This is a genomic window from Micromonospora sp. NPDC007220, from assembly GCF_040634035.1.
GTDB classification, from domain to species: domain Bacteria; phylum Actinomycetota; class Actinomycetes; order Mycobacteriales; family Micromonosporaceae; genus Micromonospora; species Micromonospora reichwaldensis.
Genome location: NZ_JBEYEU010000025.1, coordinates 38,934 through 65,047, shown reverse-complemented (window position 1 = coordinate 65,047; position 26,114 = coordinate 38,934). Strand labels below are relative to the sequence as shown.

Genomic DNA, 26,114 nt, shown 5'->3' with positions numbered 1-26,114 from the left:
TGACCCCAGCCATGCCGATCTGGTTCGCATACACGTTGATCGTGTTGCTGGTCATCACGAGCGTTCTGTTGACCATGCTGATCCTGCTGCACCGCGGTAAGGGCGGCGGGTTGTCGAGCATGTTCGGCGGTGGCGTCAGCTCCAGCCTCGCCGGTTCCTCGGTGGCGGAGAAGAACCTCGACCGCTACACCGTCCTGGTGGGCATCGTCTGGTTCGCCTGCATCGTCGGGCTGGGGCTCTGGCTCCGCCTCCAGATGGCCAGCGGCACGGTCTGAGCCCGCCAAGTCGTACAATCTGCGCGCGGTCCGTCGACGACGGGCCGCGCGCAGTCCGTTCCACCCGCTGCACCGCGTCGCCCGCCGCCCTCTCCGCGGCGGTTCCCCTCCGACGACAGGAGCGAGCAGCCGTGCCCATCGGCAACGTCATCCCGGGCACCCGGGTCGGATCCGCGCCCGAACGCCACCAGCCGGCCCCGTGCCGGACGGTGACCTACTGGTGCCGCAACGACCACCACACCGCGATCCGGCTCGCCGCCGAGGTCGAGGTGCCGGAGGTGTGGGACTGCCCGCGTTGCGGCCTCCCCGCCGGCCAGGACGCGCAGAACCCGCCGGGCCGCGTCCGGCCCGAGCCCTACAAGACCCACCTGGCGTACGTGAAGGAGCGGCGCACCGCCGAGGAGGGCGAGGCCATCCTGGCCGAGGCCCTCGCCGCCCTGCGCCGCCGGCGGGGCCGTCCCGCCGGCTAGGCGGCGACCCCACTCCGGTGTGAGGAAGGGCCCCCTGCTGACGCTGTGCGTCAACAGGGGGCCCTTCCTCACACCTCAGCGCAGGCTGCGGAAGCGGGCCGGGACGTCGGCCGCCGCCGCCCGGTCCAGCAGCCAGAGGGTCCGGCCCGTGCCCTGCACGCCGGCCGCCGGCAGTTGCACCGGCCCCGCCCCGGCCAGTGCCATGCCGACCGCCCGTGCCTTGTCGGCCCCGCTGGCCACCAGCCAGACCTCCTCGGCCGTGTTGATCGCCGGAAGGGTCAGCGTGGTCCGCACCGGCGGGGGCTTCGGGCTGCCCCGTACCGCGCTGACCGGCCGGCTGTCGTGGTGCACCGGATGCTCGGGGAAGACCGAGGCGACGTGCCCGTCCTCACCGACGCCCAGCATCAGCACGTCGAAGTGGGGGAGCGCGGCGTGTCCCGGCCGCGCCGCGCGGGCCAGTTCCTCGGCGTAGCGGGCCGCCGCCTCCTCCGGGTCGGGCCCGGCCGGACCGTCGGAGGCCGGCATCGCGTGGACCCGGGCCGGGTCCAGCGGCACCGCGTCCAGCAGCGTGGCGCGGGCCTGGGTCTCGTTGCGCTCGGGGTCGCCGGCGGGCAGGAACCGCTCGTCGCCCCACCAGACGTCCACCCGGGACCAGTCCACGGCGTCGCGGGCCGGCAGCGCCGCCACCGCCCGGTGCACCGCCGCGGCTATCCGCCCGCCGGTCAGCACCACCGACGCCTGGCCCCGCTCGGCCTGCGCGTCGAGCAGCTTGACCACCAACCGGGCGGCCACCGCCTGGGCCAGCAGGTCTGCGTCGGCGTGGACGGCGACACTCGCCTCACTCATCTGTGTGCCTTCGTTTCTCCGGCCGCCGCGCGGCCGGTCATTCGTGGTGCCCCGAGCAGTCGGGCGCTCAGTGCTCGGCGCTCGTTCCCACGTGCGCGGTGACCCCCGCCTCGGCCCGCTGGGCCGTGGCCGGGTCCTTCCAGACGTGCACCCGCTGCGGCGGGCGCTGGTCGAGGTCGGCCAGCCCGGCCGCCGTGCCCAGCGCCTCCGCGTACACCTGGTCGGCGTCGAGCCGGCGCAGTTCCTCGGCCAGCTCGTCGCCGAGGGGTCGGCGGACGAGCGGCAGCTGCCGGTCCTCCTGGCCGGTACGCCGGAACGTCGCCACACTGTCGTCGCGGCTCAGCGTCAGCGTGTCGCCGTTGGCGCAGCGCAGCTGCACCTCCCGCATCCGCGGCGACGCGTCGGTGTGCTCCCACACCGGCTCGATGCCGAGCCGCGCGGCCAGCCAGCCCTGCATCAGCGCGGCGGTCGGGTCGGTGGGCGGGGCCACCACGGTCGCCTCGGTCACCCTGGCCTGGGTGGTGTCGAACGCGCCCGCCACGAGCGTGCGCCACGGGGTGATCCGGGTCCACGCCAGGTCGGTGTCGCCGGGCGCGTAGTCCCGGGCCCGCTGGCGCATCGCCTCGATCGGGTCGGCGGCCTGCGCGCAGTCGGTGATCCGCCGGTCGGCCACCACGCCGAGGAAGTCCGTGGCGATCTCGGCCGGCGGCTCGCCGTGCCACCACGTCACCACCGGCACGTCCGGCACCAGCAGCGGCATCACCACCGACTCCGCGTGCAGGGCGAGCCGCCCGTACATCCGGGTGACCACCGCCTCGCACGGACCGAGCCGGCCGCCGACGACGATCTCCGCGTCCAGCCGGTTGCGTTCGCGCTCCACGTCGGTGCGGACCACCACCAGCAGCCGGCAGGGGTGGGCGGCGGCCGCTATCGTCGCCGCCGCCTCCGCCTCGCGGACCCGCTTCTCGTCCACCACCACGATCAGGGTGAGCGCCATGCCACTGGCCACCCCGCCCGCGCTGCGCCGCTCGGCGGCCAGCGCCTTGACCACCTCGTTCCCGGTGGTGTCCCACAGGCCGATCAATGGAGCCTCCTGGTCTGCTCGCTGCGGCTGCTCACGGCACGTGCCTTCGTTCGCGACTGCGGGGCTCGCAGAACCGGCTCACTCCTCGCGCTCACGCCCGCCGCCACGCCCGGCCCTCGCGGGCCAGCATCTCGTCGGCGGCCCGGGGACCCCACTCGCCGGCCCGGTACGGCTCCGGCTTCGTGCCCGCCCACGCGTGCTCCAGCGGGTCCACCACCTGCCAGCTCTGCTCGACCTCGGCGGCGTCCGGGAAGAGGGTACGGTCGCCGATCAGCACGTCCAGCACGAGCCGCTCGTACGCCTCGGGGCTGGCCTCGGTGAACGCCTCGCCGTACTGGAAGTCCATCGCGATGTCGCGGACCTCCATCGTCGTGCCGGGCACCTTGGAACCGAACTTGAGCACGACGCCCTCGTCCGGCTGCACCCGGATCACGAGCTGGTTGTTGCCGAGCGACTCCATGTCGGCTTCGTTGAACGGCAGGTGCGGCGCCCTCTTGAACATGATGGCGACCTCGGTGACGCGGCGCGGCAGCCGCTTGCCGGCCCGGATGTAGAAGGGCACCTCCGCCCAGCGGCGGTTCTGGATGCCGAGCCGGACGGCCACGTAGGTCTCCGTGGTCGAGTCCTCCGGGACGCCTTCCTCCTCCAGGTATCCGACGGCACGCTCGCCCCCCACCCAGCCGGGCAGGTACTGGCCGCGCACGGTGCCCTCGGCGACGTCCTTCGGCAGGGTGATCGCCCGGAGCACCTTGAGCTTCTCCGTGCGGATCTCGTCGGCGTCGAAGCTCGTCGGCTCCTCCATCGCCACCAGCGCCAGCAGTTGGAGCAGGTGGTTCTGGAACACGTCGCGGGCCGCGCCGGCCGAGTCGTAGAAGCCGGCGCGGGTGCCGATGCCGACGTCCTCGGCCATGGTGATCTGCACGGAGTCGACGTACTTGGAGTTCCACAGCGGCTCGAACAGGTTGTTGGCGAACCGCAGGGCGAGGATGTTCTGGACGGTCTCCTTGCCCAGGTAGTGGTCGATGCGGAAGACGTCCTCGCGGGTGAAGACGTCGTCGACCAGGTCGTTGAGCGCCTTCGCCGAGGGCAGGTCGTGCCCGAACGGCTTCTCCACCACCACCCGGCGCCAGCCGCCGGACTTGGCGTTGTCAGCCATCCCGGTGCGGGCCAGCTGCTTGAGGACCACGGGGAACGCCGCCGGGGGGATGGAGAAGTAGAAGGCGGCGTTGCCCGGGATCCCGTGCGTCTGGCGCAGCTCGTCCAGCATCTCGGAGAGGTGGTCGAACGCGGCGTCGTCGTCGAACGAGCCGCCGACGAACTTGATGTTGCCCACCAGCCGCGCCCACACCTCCTCCCGCCAGGGGGTGCGGGCGTGCTTCTTGGCGGCCTCGTGGGCGAGCGACTCGAAGTCCCCGTCGCCCCAGTCCCGGCGGGCGAAGCCGAGCACGGCGAAGCCCGGGGGCAGCAGCCCCCGGTTCGCCAGGTCGTACACGGCCGGCAGGAGCTTCTTGCGGGCCAGGTCGCCGGTGACGCCGAAGATCACCAGAGCGCACGGCTCCGGGATCCTCGGCAGCCGGCGGTCCTGCGGGTCGCGCAGCGGGTTCACGCCGCCTCCTCGCTCCGCGTCATCCACGGTCCTCATCGTCACGCCCGCAACGCCCCGACGGCATCGAGCAGCTGGGCCACGCCCGCCGACCGGTCGGTCAGGTGCAGCCGGACCACCGGGCGCTTCCGCTCGGCCAGGGCCTGCCGGTCGCCGGTGGCCTGCGCCGCCTGCAACTGCCCGAAGGTGTAGGGCCTGCCCGGCACCGGCAGGTCGTCGACGACCGCGCCGGTGAGCTGGAGGTAGCTGCCGACCTGCGGACCGCCCTTGTGGTACTGGCCGGTGGAGTGCAGGAAGCGCGGGCCCCACCCGAAGGTGACCGGCCGGCCGGCGGCACCGGCCAGCAGCGGCCGCAGCCGGGCCGCGTCGGCGTCGGCGAACCGGTCGAGGTACGCCATCACCGCGAGGTAGCCGTCGTCGCCCGTCGCGTCGACGAGCTGGCGGAGCACGCCGGCCAGGTCGCCGGGGGCGCCCTGCGGCGCGTACACCTCGATCGCGCCCTCGGTGAACGACGGCGTCTCGGCCGGCGGACCGGAGTCGAGGATCCGGTTCGTGTTCTCCTTGGACTCGGTGACGTTGGGCTGGTTGAACGGGTCGATGCCGAGCACCACGCCGGCGATCGCGGTGGCGTACTCCCAGGCGAGGAAGTGCGCGCCGAGCGGGCCGTTGACGGCCACGTCGGCGTCGGCGCCCCCGCCGGGGACGGCGCCGGCGGGCAGCGCGCCGCCGTAGGTCACGGTGAGCACGTCGTCGCCGGCGGCGCCGGGACTCTGCGGCGACTCCACGACGACCGGCAGGATGCCGACCCCGGCCTTGCCGGTGGACTCGGCGATCAGCTGCTCGGCCCAGTCGCCGAGGCCCTCGATGCCGGTGCCGTCGGAGATCAGGGCGACCTTGTCCCGGCCCATGGTGGCCGCCGCCCCGAGGGCCGCGCCGAGCGCCAGGGCCGGGTTGTCGCGGTCCCCGCCCAGCGACCGCGCCAGCGCGTCGGCCTCGTCGAGCAGCTCGGCCACCTCGACGCCGGCCAGCGCCGACGGGACCAGCCCGAACGCGGTCAGCGCCGCATACCGGCCGCCCACGTTCGGGTCGGCGAGTACGGTGAAGGCACCCATCTCGGCGGCGGTGGCCTCCAGCGGCGAGCCGGGGTCGGTGACGACGACGAAGTGCCGGCCGGCCTCCGCCTCGGTCATCCCCGCGTCGAGGAACGCCTGCCAGTACGCCCGGCGGTGGCTGTCGGTCTCGACCGTCGAACCGGACTTGCTGGCCACCACGACCACGGTGCGCTCCAGCCGATCGGCCAGCGCCGTCCGGATCTGCCCCGGGTCGGTGGTGTCGAGCACCGTCAGCTGCTTGCCCAGGGTGCGGGCGATGACCTCGGGGGCCAGCGACGAGCCGCCCATCCCGGCGAGCACCACGTGGTCCAGGTCGGCCAGCTCCGCCTTCAGCTCGGCGAGCTGGGGCAGCAGTTCCCGGCTGCGCAGGTGGGTGTCCACCCAGCCGAGGCGGATCTTCGCCTCCGCCTCGGCGTCCGGACCCCACAGGGTCGGGTCCTTCGCGGCCAGCTTGCCCGGCGTGCCGGCGTTCACCAGCGCGTCCCGGGTGGAGGCGGGGGCCGACTTGTCGACGGCGTCGGCCCCGTGCACGGAGAGCCCGGCGGCGGCCTCGACCGCGCCGTTGAGCAGATCACTCACGCCGCCACCTCGCTCCGCTCGGCGGCGGCGCGAGGCGCCGCACTGCTGAGCCTGATGGTTCGCTCGCTACGCTCGCTCACGCGTTTCCTCCCGACTGCTGCGCGGCCTGCGCGTTGTCCTTCGCGGCGTCGCTCGGGTTGCCGGCGCCGCGGCCCGCGGCCGCCAGCGACTTGCGGACGCCGTCGAGCAGTTCCTGCCAGCTCGCCTCGAACTTCTCCACGCCCTCGCGTTCCAGGGTCTCGATGACGTCGGCCATGTCGATCCCGACCGACTCCAGGTCCGCGAAGGCCTTGCGGGCCTCGTCGTACGAACCGGTGATGGTGTCGCCGCGGGTCTCGCCGTGGTCGGCGTACGCGTGCACGACCGGCTCCGGCATGGTGTTGACCGTGCCGGGGGCGATCAGCTCCTCGACGTAGATGACGTCCCGGTAGTCCGGGTTCTTGGTCGAGGTGGAGGCCCACAGCGGCCGCTGCGGGTGGGCGCCGGCGTCGGCGAGCGCCTGCCACCGGTCGGAGGAGAACACCTCGCCATAGCGCTCGTACGCGAGCTTGGCGTTGGCGACGGCGGCCTTGCCGCGCAGCGCCTTGGCCTCGTCGGAGCCGAGCTTCTCCAGCCGCTTGTCGACCTCGCTGTCGACGCGGGAGACGAAGAACGACGCGACCGACCCGATCTTCGACAGGTCGTGCCCGTTCGCCTTCGCCTGCTCCAGGCCGGCCAGGAAGGCCTCCATCACCTGCGAGTAGCGGTCCAGCCCGAAGATCAGCGTGACGTTGACGCTGATCCCCTCCGCCAGGGTGGCGGTGATCGCCGGCAGGCCGGCCTCGGTGGCCGGGATCTTGATGAAGAGGTTCGGCCGGTCGACCAGCCACCACAGCGCCTTGGCCTCGGCGACGGTCCTGTCGGTCTCGTGGGCCAGCCGCGGGTCCACCTCGATGGAGACCCGGCCGTCGACCCCGCCGCTGCCCTCGTACGACGGGCGCATCACGTCGCACGCCCACCGCACGTCGTACGTGGTGAGCATCCGTACGGCCTCCTCGACCTCCACCCCACGGGAGGCGAGGTCGCGCAGCTGCCAGTCGTACTCGTCGGCGTCGCTCAGCGCCTTGGCGAAGATCGTCGGGTTGGTGGTCACCCCGGCCACGTGCTTCTCCCGGCGGAGCTGGTCCAGCCCGCCGGAGGACAGCCGTACCCGGGAAAGGTCGTCGAGCCAGACCGCCACGCCTGCGGCGGTGAGTTCACTCAGCCTGTCCGTCATGCCGTCCACGCTCCCCTCAGTTGCCGGTGGTGAAACCGGTGATGTCGCCCATCCGGGTCAGTGCCGCGTGCGCGGCGGCCACGATCCGGTCGGGGGTGAATCCGAACTGCTCGAAGAGCACGGAGTGCGGGGCACTCGCGCCGTAGTGCTCCAGGCTCACGCTCTCGCCGCAGTCACCCACGATGCCGCGCCACGACATGCCGATGCCCGCCTCCACGCTCACCCGTGCCTTTACCCCGCGCGGCAGCACCGACTCCCGGTACGCCTCGTCCTGCTCGAAGAACCACTCCTGGCAGGGCATCGAGACGACCCGGGTCGGGGTGCCGTCGGCCTCCAGCCGCTCGCGGGCGGTCAGGCAGAGCTGCACCTCGGAGCCGGTGCCGACGAGGATGACCTGCGGCTTGCCGTTGGACGCCTCGGCCAGCACGTAACCGCCCCTGGCCACGCCCTCGGCGCCGGCCAGGGTCGACCGGTCCAGCGTCGGCAGCGGCTGCCGGCTCAGCGCCAGCGCGGTCGGCCGGTCGGTGTGCTCCAGGGCCTGCCGCCAGGCCCACACGGTCTCGTTGGCGTCGGCCGGCCGGACCACGTCCAGGCCGGGGATGGCGCGCAGCGCGGTCAGGTGTTCCACCGGCTGGTGCGTCGGGCCGTCCTCGCCGAGGCCGATCGAGTCGTGCGTCCAGACGTAGACCACCGGCAGCTTCATCAGCGCGGCGAGCCGTACCGCCGGGCGCATGTAGTCGCTGAAGACCAGGAAGGTGCCGCCGTACGGGCGGGTGCCGCCGTGCAGGGCGATGCCGTTGAGGATGGCGCCCATGGCGTGTTCGCGGATGCCGAAGTGCAGCGTGCGGCCGTACTCGTGGCCGGGGAAGTCCTTGGTGGCGTGGACGGCGGGGACGAAGGACGGTTCGCCCTTAATGGTGGTGTTGTTGCTCTCCGCCAGGTCGGCCGAGCCGCCCCACAGCTCCGGCAGCACTCCGGCGAGCGCCTCCAGGACCTTGCCGGAGGCGGCCCGGGTGGCGACGCCCTTGGCGTCGGCCGGGAACTCCGGCAGCGACTCGGTCCAGCCGGTCGGCAGGACCCGCCCGGCCATCCGGTCGTAGAGTGCGCGGCGCTCCGCGTTGGCCTTGGCCCAGCCGTCGAACGCCGTGGTCCACTCCTGCTGGGCCCGGGCGCCGCGCTCCATCACCGTGCGGGCGTGCCCGAGCACCTCCTCGTCGACCTCGAAGGTGCGGGCCGGGTCGAAGCCGAGCAGCTGCTTGGTGGCCGCCACCTCGTCGGCGCCCAGCGCCGAACCGTGGATCTTGCCGGTGTTCTTCTTGTTGGGCGCGGGCCAGCCGATGATGGTGCGCAGCGCGATGAACGAGGGACGGCTGGTCTCGGCCTTTGCCGCCAGCAGCGCCCGGTGCAGGGCCTCCACGTCCTCGTGGTAGTCGCCCTGGTCGGCGTCGCCGGCACGCCAGTCGACGGTCTGCACGTGCCAGCCGTACGCCTCGTAGCGGGCCGCGACGTCCTCGCTCTTGGCGATGCGGGTGTCGTCCTCGATCGAGATCTCGTTGTCGTCGTAGATCACCGTGAGGTTGCCGAGCTGCTGGTGCCCGGCGAGCGCGCTGGCCTCGTGGCTGATGCCCTCCTCGATGTCACCGTCCGAAACGATGCACCAGATGTCGTGGTCGAAGACCGACCGGCCCGGCTCCGCCTCCGGGTCGAACAGGCCGCGCTCACGGCGGGCCGCCATCGCCATGCCGACCGCGTTGCCGAGGCCCTGCCCGAGCGGCCCGGTGGTGGTCTCCACGCCTGGGGTGTGCCCGTGCTCCGGGTGGCCCGGGGTCAGCGAGCCCCACTGCCGCAGCGACTTGAGGTCCTCCAGGGCCAGCGGGTAGCCGGAGAGGAAGAGCTGGATGTAGAGGGTGAGGCTGGAGTGACCCGCGGAGAGCACGAAGCGGTCCCGGCCGGGCCAGTTCGGGTCGGCCGGGTTGTGCCGCATGACCCGGTTGAAGAGCAGGTACGCCGCGGGCGCGAGGCTCATCGCGGTGCCCGGGTGGCCGTTGCCGGATTTCTCCACGGCGTCCATGGCCAGCACGCGGACGGTGTCGACGGCCCGGCGGTCGAGGTCGGACCAGTTGAGTGCGGGGTGCTCGGGTCGGTTGGCAGCCACGATGGTTGTGCTCCTCGGCAGATGGGCGGAACCCTCAGTGATGACCCTATCGAGCGGTCCTAAACGTCCGCCCAGGGATCTCTGCATGCCGGTCTGTACTGGTCCGCGCCGGTGCGCGGTGGTGCCCCGACGGTGTGACGGCCCGCACCGTTGTCGGGTCGCCCGGGCAGCCAAAACGACGACGCGTAGTCTGTGGTCCGGCGTGTGGCCCCAGTCGGGTCCGGCCGATCCGACCTCCCCTGCCGACGCCGGAAGGTGGCAATCCGTGAGCATGATCACCGAGCGCCCCGTCAGCAACTCTGCCGGGCAGCCGCCGGTGCGGACTGCGGCGGAGGCGTCGGCGGTGGCCCGCCGGGACGTCCGCGCGGTGGTCGCGGCCTACGTGACGCTGACCAAGCCGCGGATCGTCGAGCTGCTCCTCGTCACCACGGTGCCGGCGATGATGCTCGCGGACGGCGGGATGCCGTCGCTCTGGCTGGTGGCCGTGGTGCTGGTCGGCGGCTCGCTCGCCGCGGGCGCGGCCAGCGTCATCAACTGCTACATCGACCGGGACATCGACCAGTTGATGCGGCGCACCAAGCGCCGCCCGCTGCCGACGCACACCGTGACACCGCGCAACGCGTTGATCTTCGGGCTGGTGCTGGCGGCGGTGTCGGTCGCGATGATGGCGGCGTTCACCAACCTGCTGGCCGCCGGGCTCACGCTCGCCGCGATCGTCTACTACGACGTCGTCTACACCCTCTGGCTCAAGCGCACCACGACGGCGAACACGTTCTGGGGCGGGGCCTGCGGGGCGGCGCCGGTGCTGATCGGCTGGGCGGCGGTCACCGGGACGCTCTCCCCGGCCGCGTGGGCGCTCTTCGCGGTGGTCTTCTTCTGGCAGATGCCGCACTTCTACCCGCTGGCGATGAAGTACAAGGACGACTACGCCCGGGCCGGCATCCCGATGCTGCCGGTGGTGGCCTCCACGCGGCGGGTCAACGCCGAGATCATCGGCTTCGCCTGGCTGACCGTGGCGTCCTCGCTGGCCGTGTGGCCGCTGGGGATGAGCCTCATCTACGGCGTGCCCGCCGTGGTGGTCGGTGCCATCTTCGTGGTGGAGGCGCACAAGCTCGCCCGCCGGGTGGCGCGGGGGCAGGCCGTCAAGCCGATGCGGCTGTTCCACTGGTCGACGACATACCTGACCATCCTCTTCGCCGCCGTCGCGCTCGACGCGCTGATCTGACCCGGCTGCGCCCGCCGCTCCGGCGGGTCGCCGCGCCGAACCGGGTTCCGGCCTGGTCCCGTCCCGCCCCGGTCCCGGCCGGGGGCCGTGCCGCCCGGTCCCGACGGCCCGGAGGCCGTACCGGCAAATCATCATCGTGTATGGCTTGTCCGGGTTTCTTGTCACATCGGTGACGCCGTCGGTATGGTTCCAGAACCGCTCGGATGCCCTGGGCCGGCCCGGTTCGGGCCGCCCTTTTGGCGGGATAAGTCCGGACAAGAACGGGCATTCCGCCTGTGGTTCTCCTTAAACCTGCGGGTAATTGGCATCACAAAAGGTTCATGGTTCTCGCCCGCCCGGGTGCAAGTCTGCTTACGCTTCCCGACATGGCAGATGGTTCCGATACGACGCTGACGGCCGAGCAGACCCCCGGGCAGGCCCCGCAGGGCCTGGTCGCGGGCATCAAGTCGTTCGCCGCCGGTCACGGCGGGGCGAAGGCGGTCATCGAGTACGTCGGCAAGCGTGGCGCGCGCATCGTCCTCGTGGGCGAGGACGGGGTGTGGGGCGACCAGTTCGCCGACGACACCGTCGTGGCGCGGCAGGCCTGCGCGAAGGCGGGAGTCACCGTCGAGAACGCCTGGGAGCGTGAACTGATGGACCAGATGCGTCCGAGCAACGACCTCTGGCGGTCGATGGCCCGGCGCACGATGGCCCGTTGACATAAACAACTTGACCGATCAACACCAGCCGACCCGGGGGAAACCCCGGGTCGCTCTCGTCACCTGTGCCGACCTGCCCGACCTCGACCCCGACGACCGGCTGCTGCTCGACCCGCTGGCGCGCCGCGGCGTGACCGCCGAGGCGGTGGACTGGGCCGACCCGACCGCCGACTGGACCGCGTACGACCTGGCGGTGCTCCGGTCGCCGTGGGACTACGCGCTGCGCCGCGACGAGTTCGTCGCCTGGGCGTCGCGGGTGCCCGCCCTGGCCAATCCGGCCGACGTGGTGCGCTGGAACACCGACAAGCGGTACCTGGCCGAGCTGTCGGCGGCCGGGGTGCGCACCGTGCCGACGTCCTGGGTCGCGCCGGGGGAGGACTGGCGACCGCCCGCCGCCCACGGCGAGTACGTCGTCAAGCCGGCCGTCAGCGCGGGCAGCCAGGACACCGGCCGCTACGACCTGGCCGATCCGCACCACCGGGAACTGGCCGTGGCGCACGTGCGGCGGCTGTCGGACGCCGGGCGGCTGACCATGGTGCAGCCGTACCTCGACGCGGTCGACACGGCCGGCGAGACGGCGCTGCTCTTCCTGGCCGGACCGGACGGCCCGACGTTCAGCCACGCCATCCGCAAGGGCCCGATGCTGATTGGCCCGGACCTCGGCGCCGACGCGCTGTACCGGCCCGAGGAGATCACCGCCCGCACCGCCACCCCGGAGCAGTCGGCGGTGGCGGAGCGGGCCCTCGCGGCGGTGCCCGGCGGGCCGGGACGGCTGCTCTACGCCCGGGTGGACCTCATCCCGGACCCGGACGGCGTGCCGGTCCTGGTGGAGCTGGAACTCACCGAGCCGTCGCTGTTCCTCGGCCACGCCGACGGCGCCGCCGACCGCCTGGCCGACGCGATCCTCACCCACCTGGGCCGCGCCGCCGGCTGACCGTCGGGGCGGGTGGGGGAGCGCTCAGGTGCACAGCCGGCTGGGCCGGGCGCGGTCAGGCGGCGACGGGGACGGCCCAGTCGGCGTCGTCCGGGGCCGGGGCCGGCCCGACCGGGCGGCGCTCGCGGGTGGACCACTGCACCGAGAGGGTGGCCAGCAGCACCAGGCAGGAACCCAGCATGTGCGCGCCCACCAGCAGCGCCGGCAGGTTGGTGAAGTACTGCACGAACCCGATGAGGCCCTGGCCCAGCTCGACTGCGACGAGCACCAGCGCGGCCCGCGCGGCCCGCTGCGCGCCGACCGCGCGGAAGGCGAAGACCAGCGCCACGGACAGGCCGATCAGCAGGAAGACGCTGTCGGCGTGCACCTGGGAGATCGTCTCCGGGTCGAGCCCGTTGCGGGCGGCGCCGTGGTCGCCCGCGTGCGGGCCGCTGCCGGTCACCCAGGTGCCGATCACCAGCACCGCCGCGCTGACCACGGTGGTGATCGCGGTGAGGGTCCGCAGCGGGGCGGGCACGACGGCCTCCGCCGGGCCCACCGGGTCCTTGATCCGCCGCCACAGCGCGTACGCGGCCGCGATCACCAGCATCGAGGCGAGGAAGTGCAGGCCGACCACCCACGGGTTGAGGTCGGTGAGCACGGTGATCCCGCCGATGACCGCCTGTGCGGGGATGCCGAGGAGCACGGCGACCGCGAGCGGGACCAGGTCCCGGCGCCGGGGGAGGTGCAGCAGCACGGCCAGCAGGACCGCCAGCGCGATGAAGCCGACGGCGAAGGTGAGCAGGCGGTTGCCGAACTCGATCACTCCGTAGATGCCCATCTCCGGTGTCGTCACGTACGACTCCTCGGTGCACCGGGGCCAGGTGGGGCAGCCGAGGCCGGACCCGGTGAGCCGGACGGCCCCGCCGGTGACGACGATGCCCACGTTCGCGATGATCGAGGCGAGCGCGAGACGGCGCAGCAGGGCGGTGGAGACCGGGAACCGGACGGATTGCTTCACGGCGCAAATCCTACGCACCGTAGTGGAGCCCGATCGGGTGACTCCGTCCGTGCGGTGGTTCGGATCACCGCGACCCGGGTTTGCGGGCCCCGGACGAATTACGTAACGTTGGCGTTGTGAAAAACGCGGCGGCGCTCTCCGGGCACCAGCCGGCGGTCGTCCCGGCCGCCGGTCAGTCCGCGTCCGTCGCGGATCTCTCCACCCGTGACCGGGTCACCCAGCTGCTGCTGGAGCGGGGCGCGACAACCGCCGCGCAGCTCGGCTCGGCGCTCGGGCTCAGCCCGGCCGCGATCCGCCGGCACCTCGACGCGATGCTCGCCGACGGCGACGTGCTCGCCCGCGAGCAGACCGTCCGGGGCCACCGCGGCCGGGGCCGGCCGGCGAAGGTGTTCGTGCTGACCGACGCGGCCCGGGTCCGCTGCGGCACCCACCACTACGACAACATGGCCACCGCCGCGCTGCGCTGGATCGCCCGCAACGGCGGCGCCGCGGCGGTCGAGGCGTTCGCGACCGACCAGGTCGCCGCGCTGGAGACCCGCTGCCGGGCCGCCATGGAGGACGCCGGCGACGACCCGCTCGCGCGGGCCGAGGCACTCGCCGGAGCGTTGACCGCCGAGGGTTACGCTGCGAACGCGTCCACGATCGCCACCGGCGGCCAGCTCTGTCAGCACCACTGCCCGGTGGCGCACGTGGCCGCCGAGTTTCCCCAGCTGTGCGAGGCCGAGACCGCGGTGATCTCCCGCCTGGTCGGCACCCACGTGCAGCGCCTGGCCACCATCGCGCACGGCGACGGAGTGTGCACCACGCACATTCCCGCCCAGCCGGGGCGTGCCCGTTCCGGTAAGACCGTCACCACTGTGAGGACAGATAGATGACCGAGCAGATCGTCCAGCCCCTGACGCAGGAAGAGCAGCTCGCCGCCCTGGGGCGCTACGAGTACGGCTGGGCCGACCCCGACGTCGCCGGGGCGGTCGCCCAGCGCGGCCTCAACGAGGCGGTGGTGCGGGACATCTCGGCCAAGAAGAACGAGCCGGCCTGGATGCTCGACCTGCGGCTCAAGGGCCTGCGGCTGTTCGGCCGCAAGCCGATGCCGGCCTGGGGCGCCGACCTCACCGGGATCGACTTCGACAACATCAAGTACTTCGTGCGGTCCACGGAGAAGCAGGCCACCAGCTGGGAGGACCTGCCCGAGGACATCAAGAACACCTACGACCGGCTGGGCATCCCCGAGGCGGAGAAGCAGCGGCTGGTCGCCGGCGTCGCGGCGCAGTACGAGTCCGAGGTCGTTTACCACAAGATCCGTGAGGACCTTGAGGAGCAGGGCGTCGTCTTCCTGGACACCGACACCGCGCTGCGCGAGCACGAGGACGTCTTCAAGGAGTACTTCGGCACGGTGATCCCGGTCGGCGACAACAAGTTCGCCGCGCTGAACACCTCCGTGTGGTCCGGCGGCTCGTTCATCTACGTGCCGAAGGGCGTGCACGTGGAGATCCCGCTGCAGGCCTACTTCCGGATCAACACGGAGAACATGGGCCAGTTCGAGCGGACGCTGATCATCGTCGACGAGGGCGCGTACGTGCACTACGTCGAGGGCTGCACCGCGCCGCTCTACTCCTCCGACTCGCTGCACAGCGCGGTCGTGGAGATCATCGTCAAGAAGAACGCCCGGTGCCGCTACACGACCATCCAGAACTGGTCGAACAACGTCTACAACCTGGTCACCAAGCGTGCCGTCTGCCACGAGGGCGCGACCATGGAGTGGGTCGACGGCAACATCGGCTCCAAGGTCACCATGAAGTACCCGGCGGTCTACATGACCGGCGAGCACGCCAAGGGCGAGGTGCTCTCGGTGGCCATGGCCGGCGAGGGGCAGCACCAGGACGCGGGCGCCAAGATGGTGCACGCCGCGCCGCACACCTCCTCCACGATCGTCTCCAAGTCGATCGCCCGGGGCGGCGGCCGGACGTCCTACCGGGGCCTGGTCCAGGTGCTGGAGGGCTCGCACAGCAGCCGCAGCACGGTCAAGTGCGACGCCCTGCTGGTCGACACCATCTCCCGCTCGGACACCTACCCGTACGTCGACATCCGCGAGGACGACGTGTCGATGGGGCACGAGGCGACCGTCTCCAAGATCAGCGATGACCAGCTCTTCTACCTGATGAGCCGGGGCCTGAGCGAGGACGAGGCGATGGCGATGATCGTTCGTGGGTTCATCGAGCCGATCGCCAAGGAGCTCCCGATGGAGTACGCCCTGGAACTCAACCGCCTGATCGAGCTCCAGATGGAGGGCGCGGTCGGCTGACGCGCCCCGACCCGCTGCGGGCCGCGCGAACGCCAGCCCGCTGCGGGGGCCGGTGGACGCCGACCCGTCCGACCGGGCCGCGCGAACACCGACCGACCTCCGACCAATGACACCGTCGTCGTAGAACAGACCAAGGAAGAGATGACTACCCAGGCTTCCGCGCCGCCCAGCACCAAGTCGCAGGCGCTCCGCTCGTACGACGTCGCCGACTTCCCGGCCCTGACCGGCCTGGAGGAGGAGTGGCGCTTCACCCCGCTCAAGCGGCTGCGCGGGCTGGTCGGCGCGTCGCCGGCCGCCACCGGCGCGGTCCGCCACGAGCACGGCGACCTGCCCGAGGGTGTCACCGTCGGGCGGATCGGCTCCGACGACCCGCGGGTGGGCAGCGTGCTCACCCCGGTCGACCGGGTCAGCGCGCTGGCCTACGGCGGGGCCGACCAGGCGCTGCTGGTCCAGGTCGCCCGCGACGCCGTGGTGGCCGAGCCGGTGAGCCTGCGGGTGGTCGGTGAGGGCGTCGAGGGCCTGGCCTTCGGGCACACCTTCGTCGAGGTGGGCCGGTTCGCCGAGGTGACCCTGGTGGTGGAGCACGTCGGCTCGGCCACGCTGGCCGACAACGTCGAGGTGTCCGTGGCCGACGGGGCGAAGCTGACCCTGGTCACCGTCGCGGACTGGGCCGACGACGCCGTCCAGGCCCAGCACCTGAAGGTCCGGCTGGGCCGCGACGCGAAGGTGGTGCACGTCCAGGTCTCCCTCGGCGGCGACCTGGTCCGGCAGTACACCTCGGTGGAATACACCGACCGGGGCGGCGAGGCCGAGCTGTACGGCCTCTACTTCGCCGACTCGGGGCAGCACCTGGAGCACCGCCAGCTGGTCGACCACACCGTGCCCGACTGCCGCAGCTACGTCGGCTACCGGGGCGCCCTGCAGGGCGAGAGCGCGCGCACCGTCTGGGTGGGCGACGTGCTGATCGGTGCCGAGGCGACCGGCACCGACACGTACGAGATCAACCGGAACCTGCTGCTGACCGACGGCGCGCGGGCGGACTCCGTACCCAATCTGGAGATCGAGACCGGCGAGATCGCCGGCGCCGGGCACGCGAGCGCGACCGGCCGCTTCGACGACGAGCAGCTGTTCTACCTGATGGCCCGGGGCATCCCGGAGGCCGAGGCGCGGCGCCTGGTGGTCCGCGGCTTCTTCGCCGAGCTGATCAACAAGATCCCGGTCGAGTCGCTGCGGGAGCGCCTGGGCGACGCCATCGAGGCCCGGCTCACCAAGGCCGGCGCCTGATGATCCGCCTCTGCGCCACCGAGGACGTGCCGAAGGGCACCGTGGTCAGCGCGGACGTCGACGGCACCCCGATCGCGCTGGTGCACGGCGAGGACGGCGTCTTCTACGCCGCCTACGACGAGTGCTCGCACGCCGCGGTCGCCCTCTCCGAGGGGGAGGTCGAGGGCTGCACGCTGGAATGCTGGCTGCACGGATCCCGTTTCGACCTGAGGACCGGCGAGCCGACCGGGCTGCCCGCCACCGAACCCGTTCCCGTCTATCCCGTCGAAGTCCGAGACGGCGACATCTACGTCAGTCTCACGCCGAGCAATGGAGTGACCCGATAATGAGCACCCTGGAGATCCGCGACCTGAAGGTGTCGGTCAAGCTGCCCGAGGGTGAGCTCAAGCCGATCCTGGCCGGTGTCGACCTGACCGTCCGCTCGGGTGAGACCCACGCGATCATGGGCCCGAACGGCTCCGGCAAGTCCACCCTGGCCTACTCGATCGCCGGCCACCCCAAGTACGAGATCACCGGCGGCTCGGTGACCCTCGACGGCGAGGACGTGCTGGCCCTGTCCGTGGACGAGCGCGCCCGCGCCGGCCTCTTCCTGGCCATGCAGTACCCGGTCGAGGTCCCCGGCGTCTCGGTGGCGAACTTCCTGCGTACCGCCAAGACCGCCATCGACGGCCAGGCGCCCAAGCTGCGCACCTGGGGTGGCGAGCTGCGCGGGGCCATGGAGCGCCTCCAGATGGACCCGGCCTTCGCCCAGCGCAACGTCAACGAGGGCTTCTCCGGCGGCGAGAAGAAGCGGCACGAGATCGTGCAGCTGGAGCTGCTCAAGCCGAAGATCGCGATCCTCGACGAGACCGACTCCGGCCTCGACGTGGACGCGCTGCGCGTGGTCAGCGAGGGCGTCAACCGGGTCCGCGACAACGGCGACACCGGGATGCTGCTGATCACCCACTACACCCGGATCCTGCGCTACATCAAGCCGGACTTCGTGCACGTCTTCGTCGCCGGCCGGATCGTCGAGCAGGGTGGCCCGGAGCTGGCCGACAAGCTCGAGGAAGAGGGCTACGAGCGCTACGTCGCCGGGGCCGGCGCGGCGCGGGCCTGAATCCTCTCGGAAGAATGGGTGGGCCGGTCGACATGACTTCCATCGCGATCCCGTCGGGGATGCCGCAGTACGACGACGTGCCGCGTTACGACGTGGCGAAGGTGCGCGCCGACTTCCCGATCCTCGACCGGGAGGTCAACGGGCACCGGCTGGTCTACCTCGACAGCGCCAACACCTCGCACAAGCCGCGGCAGGTGCTCGACGTGCTCGGCGAGCACTACGCGATGCACAACGCCAACGTGTCCCGCTCGGTGCACACCCTGGGCACCGAGGCCACCGAGGCGTACGAGGGCGCGCGGGCGAAGATCGCCGCGTTCATCAACGCGCCGAGCGTGGACGAGGTGGTGTTCACCAAGAACTCCACCGAGGCGATCAACATCGTGGCGTACGCGTTCTCCAACGCGTCGCTGCGGCCCGACGCCGACCCCCGCTTCCGGCTCGGCCCCGGCGACGAGGTGGTGATCTCCGAGATGGAGCACCACTCGAACATCGTGCCGTGGCAGCTGCTCTGCGAGCGCACCGGCGCGACCCTGCGCTGGTTCCCGGTCACCGACCAGGGGCGGCTGGACGAGTCGGGACTGGAGGACCTGGTCACCGAGCGGACGAAGATCGTCTCGCTGGTGCACACGTCCAACATCCTCGGCACGGTCAACGCCACCTCGCGGATCACCGCGCGGGTCCGCGAGGTGGGCGCGCTGCTGCTGCTCGACTGCTCCCAGTCGGTGCCGCACATGCCGATGGACGTGGTCGACTACGACGCGGACTTCATCGTCTTCACCGGGCACAAGATGTGCGGCCCGACCGGCATCGGCGTGCTCTGGGGCCGGACCGAGCTGCTGGCGGCGATGCCGCCGGTGCTGGGCGGCGGGTCGATGATCGAGACGGTCACCATGGCCCGCTCGACGTTCGCCGCGCCGCCGGCCCGGTTCGAGGCGGGCACCCCGCCGATCGCCGAGGCGGTCGCGCTCGGCGCGGCCGTCGACTACCTCGCCGGCATCGGGATGCGGGCCATCCAGTGGCACGAGAAGGAGCTGACGGCGTACGCGCTGGACGCCCTCGCCACGGTGCCCGGCCTGCGGATCTTCGGACCGGCCGTGCCGGTGGGCCGGGGCGGCACCATCTCGTTCGCCCTCGGCGACATCCACCCGCACGACGTCGGGCAGGTGCTCGACTCGCTCGGCGTGCAGGTGCGCGTCGGCCACCACTGCGCCAAGCCGGTGTGCACCCGCTTCGGCGTGCCGGCCATGACGCGGGCCTCGTTCTACCTCTACACCACCACCGGGGAGATCGACGCCCTGGTGGCGGGCCTGGAGAAGGTGCGGAAGGTGTTCGAGTGAGCGGCGACGCGGGAGCCCGCGGATCGACGGGAGTTCACCCTGATGCAGCTTGAATCTCTTTACCAGGAGATCATCCTGGACCACTACAAGCACCCGCACGGTCGCGGCCTGCGCGACCCGGACGCCACGGGCGCCCGGGTCGCCGAGGCGCACCACGTCAACCCGACCTGCGGTGACGAGGTCACCGTGCGGGTGGCGACCGACGGCGACGTGCTGCACGACGTCTCGTACGACGGCATGGGCTGTTCCATCAGCCAGGCGTCGGCGAGCGTGCTGCACGAACTGCTGGTCGGCCGGGACGCGGGCGACGCGTTCCGGGTGCACGAGGCGTTCGTCGAGTTGATGTCCGGCCGTGGCCAGGTCACGCCGGACGAGGACGTGCTCGGTGACGGGGTAGCGTTCGCGGGCGTCGCCCGCTACCCCGCCCGGGTCAAGTGCGCGCTGTTGCCGTGGATGGCGTTCAAGGACGCCGCGGCACGCGCCGGTGTGGGCGTGAGCCCGACGGAGGTTGAGGCATGAGCAGCGAGGACACCGCCACCGCGGCGAACCCGGCGACCGAGGACGCGGCCGTGCCGGCCACGGACGCCGCCGCACCGGCCACGGACGGGGCGCCGGCCGCCGCGTCGGCGGCCAAGGGCAAGGCCGCCGTCGCCGACGTCGAGGAGGCGATGAAGGACGTCGTCGACCCCGAGCTGGGCATCAACGTGGTCGACCTCGGCCTGGTGTACGGCGTGCACGTCGGCGACGACAACGTCGCCACCCTGGACATGACGCTGACCTCGGCGGCGTGCCCGCTGACCGACGTGATCGAGGACCAGGCCCGGCAGGCGCTGACCACGGGACCGGGCGGCGGCCTGGTCGACGACATCCGGATCAACTGGGTGTGGCTCCCGCCGTGGGGGCCGGACAAGATCACCGACGAGGGGCGCGACCAGCTCCGCTCCCTCGGCTTCAACGTCTGACACGTTTCTCGTCGAGCGCGTCGCCCCTCCGGGGCGGCGCGCTCGACGTTTTTCTCGGCGCGATCATCCTGCTGTTCCGCTACCACAACGGGCTGCACCGGGAGGGCTGGGATCTACGCGTCAACGGCTCCCTGATCACAGCGGGTGTCGAACCGCTGGACAACCTGGACGGCACCGTGGACCTGACCGGTCCGGACGCCCGTTACGCGTTCGTGCTCCGCGGCCACGTGGCGACGGCGTACGTCGACCAGGGCAGCGGATGGGAGTTCCTCTTCACCGCCGACACCGGCGGCGCGATCGACTTCAGCGACCCTGTCGTACGCGCCCAGTACCGCTATGCCGCAAGCGTCCGTCTCGACAGCGGCACCGTCACCCTCGACGGCTGACCGCCCGCCGCGCCTGACCCAACGGCCGATCCGCAGAGCAGTGGATCTGCGGATCGGCGACCGACGTCGACGCCGGCAGCACGCCGGCGTCGACATCGCTCTGGCGCGAGGGCGGACCCGCCAAGGTGGCTCGTCAGCCCAGCCGGACGAAGGCGTCTGCCCCAGGACGTGTGGTTGAAGCCGTTTCCGGAGTCGGCGGCACGCACGACCAGCCGTAGCAGCCGGGCCTCCCGAACGTCGACGTCCACCGGTTCGGGTCCGGTGGACGCCCGCAGCACGCCGCTGGTGTGGACGAGCTGGTCGTCGGCCCATACCTCGGCGATCGTGTTGCCCCGCGAGCTCTGCCGGGCGCTGAAGTCGTCGATGCCCACCACCGAGGTGAACCGGGCCACCCGGCCTCCGAGGTGGTAGGTGACTTCGGAGTGGGAGTGGACACCGAGGCCCTTGTCGTAGGCGGTGCCACCGAGGGAGATCGGTGGGCCGTCCCCGGCGGCCTGCTTGCCGTTACTGGTGTCCAGTTCCACCGGGCCCCAGCCGTTGACCGCGGTGAGCCAGGGCAGATCGCTCAGGTACGAGTCGGTGGCCGGCGGCGGCGGCGGGGTGAAGCGGCGCTCGGCGCGGAAGGTGAGGGGCGCGTCGCGGGCGACGGCGTAACCCGACACGGTCAGCGGCCACTCCTTCGCCGTGGTCTCCCCGGGCACCCGGACCCGCCAGGTGGTGCTCACCCGGGCGCCGGGGGAGAGGCGTCCGAGCCCCCGGCTGGTCGCCGGCTCGACGGTCCACCCCCGAGGGGCGGAGAGCACCAGCCGAGCGCCGGTCCAGGCCGCCGCCGAGCCGTTCGCGAGGGTGGCGGTGAGCTCGTAGGTGACGCCGGGAAGCAGCAGGTCCGGGGTGTCGAGTTCGACGCCGTAGCTTTCGCGCGTGACCTCGTCGATCCAGGACTGCCGCAGGAGGCCCACCAGTCGGTTCGCGACCTCGGGGTGGGTGGCTGCCAGGTCGGTCGTCTCACCGAGGTCGCGGGCAAGGTCGTAGAGTTCGACCTGCCACTGCTCGTCCGGGACGGTCCGATCCTTGCCCGGCGCCCAACGGATCGCCTTCCAGTTGCCTTCGCGTACCGCCTCCGCTGCCCGCTGCAGGCGGCCGGCATCGATTTCGCGGGCCCGCCTGGTGTTGCCGTTGTCGAGCCGCCAGAAGTAGAGGTACGGCTGCGCGGGGGCCGCAGTCGGACGCGGCTCGAGCAGAGAGCTGAACGACCGGCCGTCGATGTCGCGCGGTCCGGGGACGCCGGCCAGGTCGGCCAGCGTGGGGAGCAGGTCGGTCTGCTGGGTGAGCCGGTCGGTCACGCCGGGCCGGATCCGGCCCGGGGCCCAGGCTATCAGCGGGATCCGGACACCGCCCTCGTACAGGTTGCGCTTGTAACCGGTGAGGGGGCCGTTCGCGTCGAACCGGTCCGGGTCGAAGCCACCCTCCTCGTGCGGACCGTTGTCGCTGGTCACCAGGACCACCGTGGACCCGAGCAGTCCCTGCGCGGCGAGCTCGTCGACCAGTTCACCGACGTACGTGTCGATCCGGGTGACCTGGGCCGCGTGGCCCCGGTCCGCCGAGGGCCAGTCCTCGTCGGCGTACGGCTCCTGGCTGGGGACGTCGCTCGGGGCGTGGGGAAGGTTCGGGGTGACCACGAGCAGGAACGGCTCGGAGCGGTGGGTCCGGATGAAGTCGAGAGCCCGGTCGTGGAAGAGGTCGGGGGCGAAGGTGGTCTTGTCGGACCCGGCGTTCTCGGGCAGTTCGAACCGCTCTCCGTTCCGCCACAGGTACGACGGGTAGTAGTCGTGGGCGTGGCCGTGCGTGAGGTAGCCCAGGAACTCGTCGAACCCGCGGGCATTGGGGTGGCTTGGCTGGTCGCCGCGCTCGGGACCGAAGCCCCACTTGCCGAACAGTCCCGTGTGGTAACCCCGGGCGCGCAGCACCTCGGCGAACGTGGTGTCGCCGTCGGAGAAGGCGATTGAGTCGGGGTCGCCCCCAGGGTTGTTGCGCACCGCCCCGTGGCCCGCGTGCAGGCCGGTGAGCAGTGCCGAGCGTGAGGGCGCGCAGACGGCCGCGGCGGAATACGCGTCGGTGAAGCGCAGCCCTTCGGCGGCGAGCCGGTCCAGGCGCGGCGTCGCGATGGTGCGCTGCCCGTACGCGCCGAGCTCGCCGTATCCGAGGTCGTCGGCGAGCACGAGCACGATGTTCGGCCGGGGCCGCCCTGTGGTCTTCGGCTCGGCTGTTGCGGTGGACGGGAGCGCTGCGACTCCGAGACCGGCGGCGGTGCCGGCGAGGAGCTGACGACGAGTGATCAAGGAATGGCCTCCGATGCAGAGGAAGCGGCAGGAAGAGACAGCGCTCGCCGTGAGCGAGCGTGGACGTGGTGTTGAATGCCGGCGGGATGACGCGAGGGCGCCTCCGAGCAGGTGGGTCGCCCGGATGGACGTTCAGGCGCAGCGGAAGCCGATGTTGGAGGCTGCGGAGTCAGGGGTGTTCCCGGAGCGGGCCGCGACCCGGTAGCGGTAGCAGTAGGAGTCGTGGCACAGGAACGATCCGCCGCGCATCACGCGCCGGCCTGAGACGTCCGGGTTCGCTGGCCCGCGAGGGTCGACGACACCGGTGCCGGCGCGCCGTGCGTAGGTGTCGGTGGCGAACCAGTCCTCGCACCACTCCCACACGTTCCCGACCATGTTGAACAGGCCATGGCCGTTCGGGGCGTACTGCTTGACAGGTGCGGTGCCGATGAAGCCGTCGTCGGTGGTGTTGAGGCGGGGGAACTCGCCCTGCCAGATGTTGCAGTTCCACCGGCCGCGCGGGAGCAGATCGTTGCCCCAGGGGAACCGTGCCCGGTCGAGGCCGCCACGGGCGGCGTACTCCCACTCGGCCTCGGTGGGCAGGCGCTTGCCCGCCCACGCGGCGTACGCGCGGGCATCGTTCCAGGTCACCTGGACCACAGGGTGGTTCTGGAGGTCCGCGATCGAGGAGGCCGGCCCGTAGGGGCGACGCCAGTCGGCGCCGCGGACCACGAGCCACCAGGGGGTACCGGTGGCGGCCCCGACGACGTCGCTACGTTCAGCCTTCACCTGGAGATGGAAGACGGCGGAGACGCCGAGCACCTCGGCCTCGGTGACATAGCCGGTGGCCTTGACGAAGGTCGCGAAGGCTGCGTTGGTGACCGTCGTGGCATCGATGGTGAAGGCTCTGACGGTGACCTCGTGCACCGGACCTTCCCCGTCGCCCGGGTAGCCCTCACCGAATGCGTCGCCCATGGCGAAGCTTCCGCCGGGCAGGCTGACCTGGCCGCGCGTGGAGCGCGACCGGCCAGCCTCCCAGTCGACGGGGTCGGGCTGCCGCGGCCGGCGGCCGACCTGCAGCAGCCCGCCGGTCGCCGCGGTCTGCTGCGGGCCGCCGGGTGCACAACAGCTCGGCGTGGTGGACCCGGCGGTACGGTGGTGATGGTCGGAGGTCATCGGTCGGTGACCGCCGTGGGCAGCAACGCCGGCACCTCGTCTCCCGGCTGGAACGTCAGCTGTGTCGGCTCGTCGTAGTGGGTGATCTTCCCGTTGGAGTACGCCGTGCCCCGGAAGGTGACGGTGATCGGGGCCTTGCCCTCGCGCAGCGTGGCCAGCGGCGCGTCGACGTCGTCGAGCCAGCGGATCAGCCGGCTGCCGAGCCGCTTGGTGACATCGGGGTACGCTGCGGCCAGGTTGGTGGTCTCACCGATGTCGCTGTCCAGGTTGTAGAGCTCCCAGTCCTGGGTCTCGTAGCGGTAGCTGAGCTTCCACGGCCCCGACCGGATCGCCGTCTCGGGGCGCTGGTCCCGCGCGCCCGCGATCAGGTACCCAGGCAGGTGCCAGAAGAGGTGCCGCGTGCCGAGCTCGGCGCTTTCGTTGCGCCAGATTCCGCTCAGGTCCACACCGTCGGGGCGCAGGCCCTTGGGCAGCTTCGCACCGGCCAGCGATGCGAACGTCGGCAGGTAGTCGACCGCGTGGATCGGTGTCGAGTCGACCACGCCACCGTCGACCAGGCGCTCGTTCCCGCTCCACACGATGGCCGGAACCCGCAACCCTCCCTCCCGCAACTCGCCCTTGTAGCCGCTGAGCCAGCCGTTGTCGGCGTCCGCGGTCCCACCGTTGTCGGAGGTGAACACCACGATGGTGTTGTCCGCCAACGGATGCCCGGGGTTACGTGGATCCGGGGTCGTTTCGAGGTGGTGCACGATGCGGGCCAGCCCCTGGTCGAGGCCTTCCAGCAGCGCCGAGTACGACGCATTAGCCGGGTGACCGGGAACAGCCGGCTTGGCCTGGTACTTCGCGAGCAGGTCGGCGCGTGGCTGCTTGACGCCGATCGGGGTGTGCACCGCGTAGTTGCTGACCCAGGTGAAGAACGGCTCGTCCGCGTGGCGGTCGATGAAGTCGACGGTCGCGTCCGTCACCGCGTCGGTCACGTGCTTGTCGGTGCCGACGAGGGCGTCCAGGGCCGTGTCGTCCGCGCCGTGGGAGTAGGGCTTGATGTTCTCGTCGACGTACTTCTGGGTGTAGTCGGCCGCGAACCTGTCCAGCGCCGGGCCGATGCTGTTGTTGAACGTCCCGTCGATGGCGTGGTACTGGCTGGCGTGTCCCGAGTTCGAGCCGCCCAGGTTCTCCTCGAACCCGAAGTCGGCCGTGATCTGGTCGGCGCTCCTGGTCACGTGGAACTTGCCGACGTACCCGGTCGCGTAGCCGGCGTCACGCAGCGCCTTGCCGACGGTGTAGGCCTCACCCGGCAGCGCGTCGTCGCCGTCTGGGAGCCCCTGCGGTGCCCCGTCCAGTAGCGTGCCGTCCCCGCCGCGGTCCAGGTCGCCGACCAGGTAGAGGTTGTTCGTCGGCCGGGGCGCGTAGAGCCCGGTGAGGAGAGCGGCTCGGGTCGGCACGCAGTTGGGACCGCCGTAGGCGTTGTCGAAGGCGACGCCCTCAGCGGCGAGGCGGTCGACCGTGGGGGTTTCGTTGTAGGTGTTGCCCGACCCCTTGTTCGTGAGGCCGGTGCTGAGATCGGCCCACCCCAGGTCGTCGGCCAGTACGAACACGATGTTCGGCTGCCCGGGGCCGGCATGAGCGGCTGCGGCGCCGAGCGGAGCAGCGGCGGTGCCGGTGGCAGCGAATGCAGTGCAGCCCAGGGCGGCGGTGGCGGCAACTGCGCCCAGTCTCAGTGTCAACGGTGACATCAGGGGACGTCCTCTCAGTAGTTGGGTATGCGCTCAGATCTGACGAGTAACCGCACTTTCACGACCGCCGCGCAGAGCGGGACGCGCAGTCTCCGGCCATGCGTCGGCGCGGCGAGCGGCTGTTGGTCGGGCTTGCGGAAAACGCTGCCGTGTCGTCTTGAGTCGGCGACGCGGCGGTAGGCGAGAAGTCAGGGGACGCAGGCTCAGCGGCAGCAGCCGCAGGCGGCGGTCCAGCCACGGCAACATCCCCGCGACACTGCGACTGCGGTGCCGTCAAGCGG

At 71.8% G+C, this 26,114-nt stretch carries 24 protein-coding genes; 14 read left to right on the top strand and 10 right to left on the bottom strand.

The window, feature by feature from the left end; translation table 11 throughout:
* Positions 1–11 precede the first annotated feature (11 nt).
* Positions 12–275 carry a preprotein translocase subunit SecG gene (gene secG, locus ABZ573_RS27890; RefSeq protein ID WP_088999360.1) on the top strand — a complete coding sequence of 88 codons (264 nt, stop codon included), beginning with the start codon at positions 12–14 and terminating at the stop codon, positions 273–275.
* Positions 276–406: 131 nt separating this feature from the next.
* Entirely contained in the window at positions 407–745 is a 339-nt protein-coding gene (locus ABZ573_RS27885) for an RNA polymerase-binding protein RbpA (RefSeq protein WP_151453346.1), read from the top strand.
* A gap of 75 nt (positions 746–820) precedes the next feature.
* Here ABZ573_RS27885 and pgl read toward each other — a convergent pair whose 3' ends face one another.
* The 6 genes from pgl to tkt form a co-directional block, all read right to left on the bottom strand.
* Positions 821–1,591 (bottom strand): 6-phosphogluconolactonase, encoded by a 771-nt coding sequence (pgl, locus tag ABZ573_RS27880; protein ID WP_358121979.1) that lies wholly within the window; start codon positions 1,589–1,591, stop codon positions 821–823.
* A gap of 67 nt (positions 1,592–1,658) precedes the next feature.
* The gene (locus tag ABZ573_RS27875; protein WP_151453348.1) at positions 1,659–2,675 is read right to left on the bottom strand and encodes a glucose-6-phosphate dehydrogenase assembly protein OpcA; all 1,017 of its coding nucleotides are present in this window, start codon (positions 2,673–2,675) and stop codon (positions 1,659–1,661) included.
* 91 nt (positions 2,676–2,766) lie between these two features.
* A complete protein-coding gene (gene zwf, locus ABZ573_RS27870; protein ID WP_151453349.1) occupies positions 2,767–4,317 on the bottom strand; it encodes a glucose-6-phosphate dehydrogenase in 1,551 nt (516 codons plus the stop codon).
* 2 nt (positions 4,318–4,319) lie between these two features.
* Positions 4,320–5,969: a glucose-6-phosphate isomerase gene (locus ABZ573_RS27865; protein WP_358121976.1), complete on the bottom strand. Its 1,650-nt coding sequence runs from the start codon at positions 5,967–5,969 to the stop codon at positions 4,320–4,322.
* 76 nt (positions 5,970–6,045) lie between these two features.
* On the bottom strand, positions 6,046–7,224 hold the full coding sequence (tal, locus tag ABZ573_RS27860) for a transaldolase (RefSeq protein ID WP_327029054.1): 1,179 nt from the start codon (positions 7,222–7,224) through the stop codon (positions 6,046–6,048).
* 16 nt (positions 7,225–7,240) lie between these two features.
* On the bottom strand, positions 7,241–9,379 hold the full coding sequence (gene tkt / locus ABZ573_RS27855; protein ID WP_358121974.1) for a transketolase: 2,139 nt from the start codon (positions 9,377–9,379) through the stop codon (positions 7,241–7,243).
* Positions 9,380–9,644: 265 nt separating this feature from the next.
* Here tkt and ABZ573_RS27850 point away from each other — a divergent pair, with 265 nt between their 5' ends.
* The 3 genes from ABZ573_RS27850 to ABZ573_RS27840 all read left to right on the top strand — a co-directional run bounded on the left by ABZ573_RS27850 (position 9,645) and on the right by ABZ573_RS27840 (position 12,236).
* A complete protein-coding gene (locus tag ABZ573_RS27850) occupies positions 9,645–10,604 on the top strand; it encodes a heme o synthase (RefSeq protein WP_151453353.1) in 960 nt (319 codons plus the stop codon).
* 365 nt (positions 10,605–10,969) lie between these two features.
* Positions 10,970–11,302 (top strand): hypothetical protein, encoded by a 333-nt coding sequence (locus tag ABZ573_RS27845; RefSeq protein WP_132240329.1) that lies wholly within the window; start codon positions 10,970–10,972, stop codon positions 11,300–11,302.
* Positions 11,303–11,312: 10 nt separating this feature from the next.
* Positions 11,313–12,236: a hypothetical protein gene (locus tag ABZ573_RS27840; RefSeq protein WP_358121972.1), complete on the top strand. Its 924-nt coding sequence runs from the start codon at positions 11,313–11,315 to the stop codon at positions 12,234–12,236.
* Between the two features lie 55 nt (positions 12,237–12,291).
* On the opposite strand, the gene ABZ573_RS27835 is transcribed toward ABZ573_RS27840, so the two are convergent.
* Complete coding sequence (locus ABZ573_RS27835) at positions 12,292–13,254, bottom strand: COX15/CtaA family protein (protein ID WP_192581298.1); 963 nt, start codon at positions 13,252–13,254, stop codon at positions 12,292–12,294.
* Between the two features lie 98 nt (positions 13,255–13,352).
* On the opposite strand from ABZ573_RS27835, the gene ABZ573_RS27830 reads away from it, so the two are divergent.
* The 9 genes from ABZ573_RS27830 (at position 13,353) to ABZ573_RS27790 (ending at position 20,606) form a co-directional block, all read left to right on the top strand.
* Positions 13,353–14,111: an ArsR family transcriptional regulator gene (locus ABZ573_RS27830; RefSeq protein WP_151453356.1), complete on the top strand. Its 759-nt coding sequence runs from the start codon at positions 13,353–13,355 to the stop codon at positions 14,109–14,111.
* Entirely contained in the window at positions 14,108–15,538 is a 1,431-nt protein-coding gene (gene sufB, locus ABZ573_RS27825) for a Fe-S cluster assembly protein SufB (protein WP_151453357.1), read from the top strand. The genes ABZ573_RS27830 and sufB overlap by 4 nt, the downstream gene beginning before the upstream one ends.
* Before the next feature lie 141 nt (positions 15,539–15,679).
* Positions 15,680–16,822, top strand: a complete 1,143-nt coding sequence (sufD, locus tag ABZ573_RS27820) for a Fe-S cluster assembly protein SufD (RefSeq protein ID WP_151453358.1) — start codon at positions 15,680–15,682, stop codon at positions 16,820–16,822.
* Complete coding sequence (locus ABZ573_RS27815; protein ID WP_151453359.1) at positions 16,822–17,148, top strand: non-heme iron oxygenase ferredoxin subunit; 327 nt, start codon at positions 16,822–16,824, stop codon at positions 17,146–17,148. Before sufD ends, ABZ573_RS27815 begins: the two co-directional genes overlap by 1 nt.
* Positions 17,148–17,921: a Fe-S cluster assembly ATPase SufC gene (gene sufC, locus ABZ573_RS27810; protein WP_151453360.1), complete on the top strand. Its 774-nt coding sequence runs from the start codon at positions 17,148–17,150 to the stop codon at positions 17,919–17,921. Before ABZ573_RS27815 ends, sufC begins: the two co-directional genes overlap by 1 nt.
* Before the next feature lie 32 nt (positions 17,922–17,953).
* Complete coding sequence (locus ABZ573_RS27805) at positions 17,954–19,258, top strand: cysteine desulfurase (protein WP_358121968.1); 1,305 nt, start codon at positions 17,954–17,956, stop codon at positions 19,256–19,258.
* A 42-nt stretch (positions 19,259–19,300) separates the two neighbouring features.
* On the top strand, positions 19,301–19,777 hold the full coding sequence (gene sufU / locus ABZ573_RS27800; RefSeq protein ID WP_151453362.1) for a Fe-S cluster assembly sulfur transfer protein SufU: 477 nt from the start codon (positions 19,301–19,303) through the stop codon (positions 19,775–19,777).
* Positions 19,774–20,220: a metal-sulfur cluster assembly factor gene (locus ABZ573_RS27795; RefSeq protein WP_327029049.1), complete on the top strand. Its 447-nt coding sequence runs from the start codon at positions 19,774–19,776 to the stop codon at positions 20,218–20,220. Before sufU ends, ABZ573_RS27795 begins: the two co-directional genes overlap by 4 nt.
* A gap of 176 nt (positions 20,221–20,396) precedes the next feature.
* Complete coding sequence (locus ABZ573_RS27790) at positions 20,397–20,606, top strand: hypothetical protein (RefSeq protein WP_358121965.1); 210 nt, start codon at positions 20,397–20,399, stop codon at positions 20,604–20,606.
* Here ABZ573_RS27790 and ABZ573_RS27785 read toward each other — a convergent pair.
* From ABZ573_RS27785 to ABZ573_RS27775, 3 genes are all read right to left on the bottom strand, one after another.
* Positions 20,555–22,945, bottom strand: a complete 2,391-nt coding sequence (locus tag ABZ573_RS27785) for a sulfatase-like hydrolase/transferase (protein ID WP_358121963.1) — start codon at positions 22,943–22,945, stop codon at positions 20,555–20,557. The genes ABZ573_RS27790 and ABZ573_RS27785 overlap by 52 nt on opposite strands.
* Positions 22,946–23,077: 132 nt before the next feature.
* A complete protein-coding gene (locus tag ABZ573_RS27780) occupies positions 23,078–24,100 on the bottom strand; it encodes a formylglycine-generating enzyme family protein (RefSeq protein WP_358121961.1) in 1,023 nt (340 codons plus the stop codon).
* Positions 24,097–25,695 carry a sulfatase gene (locus ABZ573_RS27775; RefSeq protein WP_358121959.1) on the bottom strand — a complete coding sequence of 533 codons (1,599 nt, stop codon included), beginning with the start codon at positions 25,693–25,695 and terminating at the stop codon, positions 24,097–24,099. Before ABZ573_RS27775 ends, ABZ573_RS27780 begins: the two co-directional genes overlap by 4 nt.
* Between the last annotated feature and the right edge of the window lie 419 nt (positions 25,696–26,114).

What these genes read in the sequence shown, in the direction of transcription:
- secG (WP_088999360.1), top strand. Translation starts at nt 12, where the DNA reads ATGCCGATCTGGTTCGCATACACGTTGATCGTGTTGCTGGTCATCACG.
- pgl (WP_358121979.1), bottom strand. Translation starts at nt 1,591, where the DNA reads ATGAGTGAGGCGAGTGTCGCCGTCCACGCCGACGCAGACCTGCTGGCC.
- zwf (WP_151453349.1), bottom strand. Translation starts at nt 4,317, where the DNA reads ATGAGGACCGTGGATGACGCGGAGCGAGGAGGCGGCGTGAACCCGCTG.
- tal (WP_327029054.1), bottom strand. Translation starts at nt 7,224, where the DNA reads ATGACGGACAGGCTGAGTGAACTCACCGCCGCAGGCGTGGCGGTCTGG.
- ABZ573_RS27845 (WP_132240329.1), top strand. Translation starts at nt 10,970, where the DNA reads ATGGCAGATGGTTCCGATACGACGCTGACGGCCGAGCAGACCCCCGGG.
- sufB (WP_151453357.1), top strand. Translation starts at nt 14,108, where the DNA reads ATGACCGAGCAGATCGTCCAGCCCCTGACGCAGGAAGAGCAGCTCGCC.
- sufD (WP_151453358.1), top strand. Translation starts at nt 15,680, where the DNA reads ATGACTACCCAGGCTTCCGCGCCGCCCAGCACCAAGTCGCAGGCGCTC.
- ABZ573_RS27815 (WP_151453359.1), top strand. Translation starts at nt 16,822, where the DNA reads ATGATCCGCCTCTGCGCCACCGAGGACGTGCCGAAGGGCACCGTGGTC.
- sufC (WP_151453360.1), top strand. Translation starts at nt 17,148, where the DNA reads ATGAGCACCCTGGAGATCCGCGACCTGAAGGTGTCGGTCAAGCTGCCC.
- ABZ573_RS27805 (WP_358121968.1), top strand. Translation starts at nt 17,954, where the DNA reads ATGACTTCCATCGCGATCCCGTCGGGGATGCCGCAGTACGACGACGTG.
- sufU (WP_151453362.1), top strand. Translation starts at nt 19,301, where the DNA reads ATGCAGCTTGAATCTCTTTACCAGGAGATCATCCTGGACCACTACAAG.
- ABZ573_RS27795 (WP_327029049.1), top strand. Translation starts at nt 19,774, where the DNA reads ATGAGCAGCGAGGACACCGCCACCGCGGCGAACCCGGCGACCGAGGAC.
- ABZ573_RS27780 (WP_358121961.1), bottom strand. Translation starts at nt 24,100, where the DNA reads ATGACCTCCGACCATCACCACCGTACCGCCGGGTCCACCACGCCGAGC.